This window comes from Pseudomonas folii (genome assembly GCF_014357575.1).
Taxonomy (GTDB): Bacteria; Pseudomonadota; Gammaproteobacteria; order Pseudomonadales; family Pseudomonadaceae; genus Aquipseudomonas; species Aquipseudomonas folii.
Genome location: NZ_JACONW010000020.1, coordinates 43,177 through 53,565 on the forward strand (window position 1 = coordinate 43,177; position 10,389 = coordinate 53,565).

General features: G+C 57.9%; 8 protein-coding genes. 5 read left to right on the forward strand and 3 right to left on the reverse strand.

The features are described from left to right. Window positions 1–548: 548 nt before the first annotated feature. Window positions 549–4,034, reverse strand: coding sequence for an indolepyruvate ferredoxin oxidoreductase family protein (locus H8S59_RS06960; RefSeq protein ID WP_187520928.1), 3,486 nt, complete (start codon window positions 4,032–4,034; stop codon window positions 549–551). Window positions 4,035–4,216: 182 nt separating this feature from the next. Here H8S59_RS06960 and H8S59_RS06965 point away from each other — a divergent pair, with 182 nt between their 5' ends. The 3 genes from H8S59_RS06965 (at window position 4,217) to H8S59_RS06975 (ending at window position 7,129) form a co-directional block, all read left to right on the forward strand. Further along, window positions 4,217–4,684 (forward strand): Lrp/AsnC family transcriptional regulator, encoded by a 468-nt coding sequence (locus H8S59_RS06965; protein WP_095097928.1) that lies wholly within the window; start codon window positions 4,217–4,219, stop codon window positions 4,682–4,684. A gap of 620 nt (window positions 4,685–5,304) precedes the next feature. Beyond that, window positions 5,305–5,865 carry a DUF4880 domain-containing protein gene (locus H8S59_RS06970; RefSeq protein WP_187520929.1) on the forward strand — a complete coding sequence of 187 codons (561 nt, stop codon included), beginning with the start codon at window positions 5,305–5,307 and terminating at the stop codon, window positions 5,863–5,865. Between the two features lie 124 nt (window positions 5,866–5,989). Further along, a complete protein-coding gene (locus H8S59_RS06975) occupies window positions 5,990–7,129 on the forward strand; it encodes a M14-type cytosolic carboxypeptidase (protein ID WP_187520930.1) in 1,140 nt (379 codons plus the stop codon). A gap of 109 nt (window positions 7,130–7,238) precedes the next feature. Here H8S59_RS06975 and H8S59_RS06980 read toward each other — a convergent pair whose 3' ends face one another. Together H8S59_RS06980 and H8S59_RS06985 are read right to left on the reverse strand one after the other, a co-directional pair. Next, window positions 7,239–7,778: a cytochrome b gene (locus H8S59_RS06980; RefSeq protein WP_187520931.1), complete on the reverse strand. Its 540-nt coding sequence runs from the start codon at window positions 7,776–7,778 to the stop codon at window positions 7,239–7,241. Then, window positions 7,775–8,872, reverse strand: coding sequence for a catalase family peroxidase (locus H8S59_RS06985; RefSeq protein ID WP_187520932.1), 1,098 nt, complete (start codon window positions 8,870–8,872; stop codon window positions 7,775–7,777). The genes H8S59_RS06980 and H8S59_RS06985 overlap by 4 nt, the downstream gene beginning before the upstream one ends. Before the next feature lie 174 nt (window positions 8,873–9,046). Here H8S59_RS06985 and H8S59_RS06990 point away from each other — a divergent pair, with 174 nt between their 5' ends. Both H8S59_RS06990 and H8S59_RS06995 read left to right on the forward strand, forming a co-directional pair. Continuing rightward, a complete protein-coding gene (locus tag H8S59_RS06990; protein ID WP_187520933.1) occupies window positions 9,047–9,559 on the forward strand; it encodes a sigma-70 family RNA polymerase sigma factor in 513 nt (170 codons plus the stop codon). After that, on the forward strand, window positions 9,556–10,314 hold the full coding sequence (locus H8S59_RS06995) for an anti-sigma factor family protein (RefSeq protein WP_187520934.1): 759 nt from the start codon (window positions 9,556–9,558) through the stop codon (window positions 10,312–10,314). The genes H8S59_RS06990 and H8S59_RS06995 overlap by 4 nt, the downstream gene beginning before the upstream one ends. The last annotated feature ends 75 nt before the right edge of the window (window positions 10,315–10,389 follow it).

The window sequence follows — 10,389 nt, forward strand, 5'->3', positions numbered from 1 at the left end:
CAGACAGCACATAACCCTGTGGGGGCCGGGCTTGCCCGCGATAAGAGCAACCCGATTCACCTGAAACACCACAGCGTCTGCATCGCGGGCAAGCTCTGCTCCCACATACAATGCGATCTCCTGCCAAAGCATTGTTGAACTGCACGACTGACTTCAGAACAGCAAAGCAAGACTGACAACACGCTATCGCGCAGACAGCACATACCCTTGTGGGAGCCGGGCTTGCCCGCGATAAGAGCAACCCGGTTCACCTGAAACACCACAGCGTCTGCATCGCGGGCAAGCTCTGCTCCCACATACAATGCAATCTCCTGCCAAAGCATTGTTGAACTGCACGACTGACTTCAGAACAGCAAAGCAAGACTGACAACATGCTATCGCACAGACGGCACATAACCCTGTGGGAGCCGGGCTCGCCCGCGATTGGAGCAACCCGGTTCACCTGAAAAAACACGGCGTCTGCATCGCGGGCAAGCCCTGCTCCCACAGGTAATGCGAAGCAGTTCTGTCCCGCGACATCCAGTCTGTAACCAGAGATCAATAAAGACTCAAGCCACCACCTCGAACAACTTCGGCGCCGCCACTTCGCCCGTCACCAGGCTATGCCGCACACGTTCAGCATGCAGCCCCGCGGCCTTCATGGCGCGTTCCTTGATATGCCCGTAACCACGAATTTTCTCCGGCAGACGCGCCAGTTCCAGCGCAGTGTGACGATTCATGGCATTGAGGTTGAGCAGGATCAGCTCGATGTCGCTGATATACGCCTCGATCAACTCACGCTCCTGTTGACGTTCCAGGCTGCGCCCGAACGGATCAAAAGGTGTACCCCGCAAGAATTTAAACTTCGCCAGCCCGCCAAATGCCTTCAGCATCCAGGGTCCGAAACTGCGTTTACGAGGTTCTCCCGTCTGCTTGTCACGCTTGGCCAGCCATGACGGAGCCAGATGAAATTCCAGCCGGTAATCGCCCTCAAATTGCGCCTGCAATTGCCGGGTGAAATCACCGTTGCTGTAAAGGCGCGCCACTTCGTACTCATCCTTGTACGCCAGCACCTTGAACAGATTGAACGCAACCGCTTCAGTCAGCACCGCCAACTGCCCCGGAAACAGGCGCATTTCAGTCTGCCGTACATTTTCCACCAGACGCGTATAGCGTTCAGCGTAAGCAGCATTCTGGTAATCGGTCAGTGCAGCGACATTGGCTTTGATGCGTTGCGCCATGTCACCAGGCTGTGGCGTTTCAACGACTTGCTCCTGAGGATGAGCAATCGCTTGCACCGCGCCCAGATCATGCGCGGCACGCCGTCCCCACAGGAAAGCCTGTTGATTGAGCTCGACCGCCACGCCGTTGAGCGAGATGGCTTTTTCGATCGCTGCCGAACTGAGCGGGATGAAGCCCAACTGGAAGGCATAACCCAGCATGAACAGGTTGCTGGCAATGGTATCGCCGAGCAAACGAATCGCCAGATCAGTCGCTTCAATGAAATGCGTCTTCTCGGCCCCCACCGCATCACGGATGGTTTGTTTCATCGCCTCGCCGGGGAAAACCGCATCCGGGTTGCGGGTAAATTCCGCAGTGGGCGTTTGCTGGCTGTTGACCACGGCATGAGAAAAGGTCGAGTTGAGTTTGGCGATGGCATCCGGTCCCGCCGCCACGAGCAAGTCGCAGCCCAGCAGCAGATTGGCTTCACCCGCCGGGATGCGCACCGCAAACAGATCCTGCTGACGCGCAGCGATGCGGATGTGACTGACCACCGGACCAAACTTTTGCGCCAGACCGGCCTGATCCAGCACGCTGCAGCCCTTGCCTTCGATATTGGCCGCATAGCCCAGCATGGCACCCACGGTGGTCACGCCCGTACCGCCCACGCCGGATAGCAGAATATTGAACGGCTTATCCAGACTCTGCGGGTGTGGCTCAGGCAGTGTCACAAAGTTCTGGACCTGAGTGGGTAACGCTGGTTTGCGCAATTTGCCGCCATGCACGGTGACGAAGCTCGGGCAGAAGCCCTCGACGCAACTGAAATCCTTGTTACAGGCGTTCTGGTCGATTTCGCGTTTACGGCCTTGGGCCGTCTCTTTGGGCAGCACGGAAAGACAGCCGGATTTGACACCACAATCGCCACAGCCTTCGCAGACAGCAGTATTGATCAACGCACGTTTTTCAAGATCTTTCAGGGTGCCACGTTTGCGCCGACGACGTTTCTCCGTCGCACAGGTCTGGTCATAGATGATCACCGAAACGCCCTGGAACTCACGCAATTCGCGCTGCACGCTGTCCAGATCGCGGCGATGGTGGAAACTGGTGATCGGTGCAAAACCCTCACGGCTCGGGTATTTGTCCGGTTCATCGGACACCAGCGCAATGCGCTGCACGCCTTCGTTGAACACCTGACGACTCAACTGATCGACACGCAGCACGCCATCGATCGGCTGCCCGCCGGTCATGGCGACTGCGTCGTTGTAGAGAATTTTGTAAGTGATGTTGACGCCAGAGGCCACCGCTGCGCGCAACGCCAGATGACCGGAATGGAAATAGGTCCCGTCGCCGAGGTTCTGGAACACGTGGGGCGTGTTGGTAAACGGTGCCTGACCAATCCAGGTCACGCCTTCGCCGCCCATTTGCGTGAAGGTCTCCGTAGCCCGATCCATCCAGATGGTCATGTAATGGCAGCCAATCCCGGCCAGTGCGCGACTGCCTTCCGGAACACGGGTCGAGGTGTTGTGCGGGCAACCCGAGCAGAAATGCGGGGTACGCTGGGTGTTGAACAACGGCGCTTGCAGGGCCTTCTCTTTGTCTGCCAGAAACTGCAGACGCGCGTCGATTTTCTCGCTGCTGTAAAAAGGCGCAAGGCGTTTGGCAATCACCCGAGCGATCATTGCCGGGGTCAGCTCACTGAGGTTCGGCAACAGTGAACGGCCCTCTTCGTCGAATTCGCCGACCACCACCGGACGGCGATCCACCGGCCAGTTGTAGAGCTGGCCGGTGAGTTGATCCTCGATCACGCTACGTTTTTCTTCGACCACCAGAATCTCGTCCAGACCTTCAGCGAAGCCATGGACCGAGACCGGCTCCAATGGCCAGCTCATGCCGACTTTGAGAACCCGGATGCCGACTTGAGCACACAACGCTTCGTCGATGCCCAGTTCTTCCAGTGCCTGGCGCACGTCCAGATAGGACTTGCCGGTAGTGACAATGCCCAGCCTTGGCTGAGGCGAATCGATCACTACTTTGTTGAGCTGATTGGCGCGGGCGAAAGCGCGAGCCGCGTAGATCTTATAGGTGTTGAGCCGCGCCTCCTGAGCCAGTGGCGGATCCGGCCAGCGAATGTGCAAGCCCCCTTCGGGAATGTCGAAATCTTCAGGAATCTGCGTCGTGATGCGCAATGGATCGACTTCGACCACGGCTGATGAGTCGACGTTTTCGGCGATGGTTTTCATCGCTACCCAGCAACCGCTGTAGCGTGACAGCTCCCAGCCGATGATCCCGTAATCAAGGATTTCCTGAACGTTACTGGGGTTGAGCACTGGAATCATTGACGCGATGAACGCATGTTCGCTCTGGTGGGCAATGGTCGACGACTTGCAGCCATGGTCGTCCCCCGCCAGCACCAACACCCCGCCATTGGCCGCAACGCCTGCCGAGTTGGCGTGTTTGAACACGTCGCCACAACGATCCACCCCCGGGCCTTTTCCGTACCACAAGGCGAACACGCCGTCGTACTTGCCTTCGGGAAAGAGATTGACCTGCTGGCTGCCCCACACCGCCGTCGCTGCCAACTCTTCGTTGACCCCCGGCTGAAAGTGTATTGCGTTCTGCTTCAGGTAATCCTTGGCGTCCCACAGGCTCTTGTCGAGATTGCCCAAGGGCGAGCCGCGATAACCGGAGATGAAACCGGCGGTGTTCAGCCCCCGCGCTTCGTCGCGCTGCTTTTGCAGCATCGGCAAGCGGGTCAGGGCTTGGGTGCCGGTCAGGTATAAATTGCCGGTCGCGAGCCGGTACTTATCGTCAAGACGAATATCAGCCAAAGACATTCAGGCGCTCCTTTTATTTTTATGAGCAGTGTTATGGCGGCTAATCCGCCGGGCAGGTTCCACCCGAGCGATCACAAGCAAAATACTGCCTGTAGCAATGAGGCTTTTTCTTTCTAATTTGCCGTTTATCTGCTGAACTTCTGCATGTTCAGTTCTATAAAAATAAAAAAAGAGGTCAATTCATGCAGAACAAATTAAGCCCTATCGACCGCAGGATCCTGCGCCTGCTGCAACACGACGCCGATCTCTCGGCAGCCGAAATCGCCGAGCGCGTGGAGCTTTCGCAATCCCCTTGCTGGCGGCGCATCAACCGTCTTCAGGAAGAAGGCTATATCGAGCGCAAAGTCGCCCTGCTCAACCCGCAAAAGCTCGGCCTGACCATGACAGTGTTTGTCGATGTGAAATTATCGGGGCACGGTCGGCGCTTTCTCGCCGAATTCGAAGAGGCGATCACCGGCTACCCCGAGGTGCTGGAGTGCTACACGATGGCGGGCGATATGGACTTCATGCTCAAGGTGGTGGCGCAGGACATCGCCAGCTATGAACGCTTCCTGCGGGACCATCTGTTGCAGCAGCCACACGTGCAGGAAGCCCACTCGAACATTGCCATGAGCGAAGTGAAACGCACCACAGAACTGCCGCTTGACTGACGGGCGTCAGGCGGAATCTGAATGATTTTTCTATGGGGACGATAAAAAGGTTTGACTTGCAAATGATAATGATTATTATTGCAAGCAACTGGCCGCAAGGTCAGTTGGATAACTCAGAAGTCTTAGGTCGGCTTCTGGATTATCTCCTCATCAGGCTAATCACGGTTTTTGACCCGGATTTTTTCCGGGTCTTTTTTTTAGTTTTGCGGTTCGTTTCTATTTTTTTGGTGTCACTGGTGATGCAAGGTTCGGGTGCTGCGTTCTTCAGGCTAATGAAGAGGGTGTCGTTTCTACGATGGCGCGGATCATAGCAAAAAGATCGCAGAAAGGGCCTCTGAAGTTGGCTTTCAAAGGTGCTGCACGGAAGATAATCGGTAATTGAGCTGGTTTAGCACTTGAGAAAGACTCTCATCCCGGCACCTCGGGCCGTCTTCTACACCGAATATGGCGCGGTAAACACTGGACCTGTAGGAGCGCACGAGCACCGCGAGGCCGCGATAGCGGTGTATCAGACAGGACGTCATCGCTGCCTCGCGGTGCTCGTGAGCTCCTACAGAAAAGGTTTAAAAGCAGCACCTTGGCAAAGAAGTCTTCATCAACATCAAGCGAGGCAATCGATCATGAGTATTCAACTCTCGTCCTTCCCCGCTCTGCCTGCACGTCAGACGGATGTTCCACTGAGTCTGCACGGCGAGAGCCTGCGACGCGGTCTGGTGAAGCTATCCCGTCGTACACAGCAGGTCTTTCTGCTCAGCCGACTCGACGGGGCGTCCTACGCCGACATCGCCAGCCTGCTGAACATCGATGTCACACTGGTCGAGCAGGCCATGGTGCGAGTCCTGCAACACAGCCGACGGCAAGTCGCTGCGGATGAAGCCAGCGCTGTGGATCCGGTATGCGAACAGGCCAGTCGCTGGTATGTACACCTGCAAAGTCCCCACGCGACAGCCAGTCAACGTATCGAATTCCGTCACTGGCTGGATGCCGCCCCTGCCCATCTCACTGCTTTCGAAAGTACCGAGCGTCTGTGGCGTCAACTTCAAGCCCCGGCTGCCATCATGGGTGCAAGCGGCTGGCATCGGCGCAAACGTCGCAGTTATCTGTTCTGGTGCATGGCGACTGCGTTTCTGTGCAGCCTGCTGGTGACGGCGGAAGCTTTTGCCGTGTTCGGTCACGTTTGAAGGGCGATTGTGCGTCCTGAGTGACCGATTCACACACCTTCACGTCGCAGCGACGCGCATTGCTCCGCGCAGGTTCCGTGTAAAGTAGCGCCACAACTGGCACTAACGTACACAGGAACCGACCGTGACCTCTCTCAAAATCAGCGCAGATTTCGATAGTGGCAATATCGAAGTGATAGACGCGAGCCACCCTGCACAGATCCAGCTGGCCATCCGCCCGGATACCCGCAGCCCGCATTTTCAGTGGTTTCACTTCAAGGTCGACGGACTGCAGACGGGACAGGTCCATCGGTTCAGCCTGACCAATGCCAGTCAGTCCAGCTACAACAATGCCTGGACCGGCTACAACGCCGTGGCTTCCTACGATCATCAGACCTGGTTTCGCGTGCCTTCCACATTTGACGGCAGCGCCCTGAATTTCAGCCTGACGCCCACAGGAGAGCACGTCTGGTTTGCCTACTTCGAACCCTACAGCCGCGAACGCCATGACTGGCTCATTGGCCAGGCCCTGAAAAAGGCTGGGACCGAATTGCTGGCCACTGGCAAGAGCGTTGAAGGCCGTGATATTCCCCTGCTACGTCGCGGCGACGGAGCCGAAGGCAAGCGCAATATCTGGATCATTGCTCAGCAACACCCCGGCGAGCACATGGCCGAATGGTTCATGGAAGGCGTGATCGAGCGCCTGCAGCAGCAGGATGATCCGGTGCTGAATGCCCTGCTGGAAGTCGCCGACCTGTATCTCGTTCCGCACATGAACCCTGATGGTTCTTTCCACGGGCATCTGCGCACCAATGCCAACGGCAAGGACCTCAACCGTGCCTGGCAGGACTCCACCCCGGAAACCAGCCCGGAAGTGTTCTTCGTCAAGGAACAGATGGAAAGATATGGCGTGGACATGTTCCTCGACGTCCATGGCGACGAAGAAATCCCCTACGTCTTTACTGCGGCCTGTGAAGGCAATCCCGGTTACACACCCAAGCAGCAGCAACTGGAAGAACAGTTCCGCACCCGCCTGAGTGAAATCACCCGGGACTTCCAGACCCGCTATGGCTACTCGCGTTCGCAGCCGGGCAAGGCCAACATGAACCTGGCCTGCAACAGCGTCGGGGAAAAATACAAATGTCTGGCGCTGACCCTGGAGATGCCGTTCAAGGACAACGACGATGCGCCCGACCTGATCACCGGCTGGGATGGCAAGCGTTCCAGACAGCTTGCAAAGGATGTCTTGACCGTCCTCTCGGAAATGGCCCCGGTCCTGCACTGAAAATCATCCCTGTAGGCGCTGCCGAAGGCTGCGAAAGCATTCTGTCTGATACACCGCTTCGCAGCCTTCGGCAGCGCCTACAGGGAGGTGACGCCCTTCTTTTTAGTGTTTACCCTCTTCCCCGCAACATGCTCCCCAATACCTCATCACGCCGCACCCAGGCATGAAACAACGCCGCTGCGATGTGCATCAGCACGGTCAGAAACAGCGTGTACGCCAACCAGGTGTGGGCCTGACGCAAAAAGGCGAAGGTTCCAGCATCCGCGGCAACGATGGAAGGCAGGCGCACCGAACTGCTGAGCATCACCGGATCACCGGCAGCGGAAATCATTGCCCAGCCAATCAATGGCATTGCCAGCATCAATGCGTACAACACGTAATGGGACAGTTTCGCCGCCAGAACCTGCCAACCCGGCAAGTCAGCTGGCAGCGCCGGGGTATGGCTGGACAAGCGCACAATGATGCGCAGGATCACCAGCACCAGGATCGCAATGCCCAACGGCTTATGCAGATTGAGCAACCATTCATGTCGTTCCGACACCGAGGCCACCATACCCGCGCCGATAAACAGCATCGCGATGATCATCAGTGCCATCGACCAGTGCAGCAAACGCGCCAGAGGGGAGAAATGCTTGCTGGAGCCACTCATGATTTTTTCTCCGTGACCGGTGCGGTTTTAGGCAATTGCTCGACTTCTGCAGTACGCCGTTTGTAAGACGTGGCGTAAGCAGCAGAACGCGCCGCCAGCAGCGGATCATCCGAGCCACTGATGCCGGACGGCAGCATCAGCGGGTCAAAGTTGATGTCACGGCAAGCGCCGCTCAATTGCGGTTGTTCGCTTTCCAGCACCAGCGTACCGGCGTTCAACGTACGGCGATCAGAGGGCCATTGTTTGCTGGCATCGTTGACTGGATCACTGGCATCCGCGAGCGTCAGGATCAGGTTGAAACGGACGGGGCCGGCGTCCAGTCGGTCATTCAGGTCCTGCTCAAGGTAATCCTTGGCGTCCGGCGGCGGTGCAGCGGACTGCGCAGCATCCACGGGCACCATGTTCCAGCGCACTGCCTGGCGCTTGCCATCGGCACTGACCAGATAGAACGCGTTGACGCTGTTGTAACTGACGGTCGCGTAGCTCGCGGACGGCTTGGCGGTCTTGATCCATGCCAGGAATGGCGCAGCTTCCGGGTGGCTGGCGAAAAATGCAGGGGCTTTTGTTGGATCGGGCTTGCCGGTTTTCGGGTCGGGGGCATTGGCTTGCAACAACCCGAAGAACGCTTCTGGGGTACCCACCGGAAATACCGGCATGGCGTTCATGCCGGTGCGCCACTGCTGGCCGTCTGCCTGAGTAAAGCGCAGGGCCAGGCTGCGGATGGGCGCGGCACTGTCCGGCGAGTAAGGGTTGCCGGTTGGCAGGGCGAAACGGCCTTCCACCGGAGTACGAGTGCTGGTAAACAGCTGAGCACTGGAAAGATCAGCAGCAGCGCCGTTGCTTTCAAAGTAACCTGCAACACACACACCTTTCGGGTGATTGCGGCGATATCCGGGGAAGGTGCCGTTGTTGTGTTCAAGGGTATTGACCAACTTGTCAGGGGTCAGACGCTGCGGGTCGAGGTAGCCTCCCACGTAGGCAAATGCGGTAGCGGCAACCAGCACCACCACGCCAATGCCCACCAGACGCAGGCCTGTTGCGGTGGGACTTAATGGAGGTCTTTGCCCCTTGGGTAACGGATCACGGTCGGTCATATACAACTCCAGGTCATCGGCTATCACGCTTTATGGGCAGTAGGACGGAGCCGGAAAGTGTTTATTCCATCCGCCGAAAAAATTCACGAAAGGTGGAATAAACAAGGCCGGGCGTCGTCTTGCTGCTCAGACGCTTAACACGATCATAGTTGCTGACCAGGGAATCTGCGGTCCATGAACGAGCTCGACGCCCAACTCAGAGAGTTGATACCGCGAATGCGCAGGTTTGCCGTGTCGCTGACCCGCAACTCCAGCGGTGCCGATGACCTGGTTCAGGCCAGCCTGGAAAAAGCCTTGTCGGCCTGGAAAGACAAGCGACCCGAAGGCGATTTGCGCGCCTGGCTGTTCTCGATACTCTATCGCCAGTTTCTCGACGCCCATCGCCGTTCGCGTCGATACAGCCGCATGCTGGAACTGTTCACTGGCGGCGCAGACGAGGAGTACCAGCCCAGTGTTGAGCGTACGGTGGTTGCTCAATCGACCCTCGGCGCTTTTGAACGTTTGAACACCGAGCAGCGTGCGCTGCTGCTATGGATCTCGGTGGAAGGCTTGAGTTACAAGGAAGTCGCGACGATTCTCGACGTACCCATCGGTACGGTCATGTCGCGCTTGTCCCGCGCTCGTCAGGCCCTTCGCCAATTCAGCGATGGCGAAATCACGACCCCTTCTCTGCGGATACTGAAATGATCACCCTGCCCCCCAGCGAACTCGACCTTCACGCTTATGTGGATCATCAACTGAGCGAGGCCGACCGCCTGCGTATGGAAACCTGGCTGGTGGCCCATCCGCAGGTCGCGTTGCAGGTCAAGGCCTGGCAGGACGACGCGAAACGGTTGCGCACGGCAATGAGTGGCGAGCTGCACCGCGCGCCGAATCCGGGACTGGACCCGGCGTTTATCCGTCAGCGCATGCGGCGCAATCGTTATCGTCACCTGGCTACAGCGGCTGTGTTGCTGGTGGCTGTTGGTGTAGGCGGGTTCAGCGGCTGGCAGGCGCGTGAGATAACCCTGGCCAGCGCCGCGCCGCCAATGGCTGATGCGCTGCAGGCTTACCGAATGTTTGCCCTGGATGACCACATGGCCAGAGACTGGAGCGCGGAAAAGACCAGCGATGCGCAGGGCTGGCTTGACCGTCATTTCACCCAGGCCAACCGGCTGCCCAATCTCGAAGCAGCGGGCTTCAAGCCGGTCAGCGGGCGCATGACCACCACTGAACAGGGCCCAGCTGCTCTGGTGGTGTACAAGGACACGGAAGGCCGCACCCTGAGTTTCTACATCCGCCCGCCCGGAGCAAAAAACCGCTTGCTGCCACGGGGCACCCGTCTGGACGGTGATCTGCAGGCCGACTACTGGTCCGGCGCGGGTTACAACTACGCCATGGTCACCCCAACCAAAGACCCCGCCGCCCAACTGGCCCGACAGGCGCTGCCTGGGGCGATTTGAGTCACGAGCAGATGCAAATAGCTCACGACTTCGAATATGGAATGGAGTCTCTGTGGGAGCGGTGGGAGCTCAGTA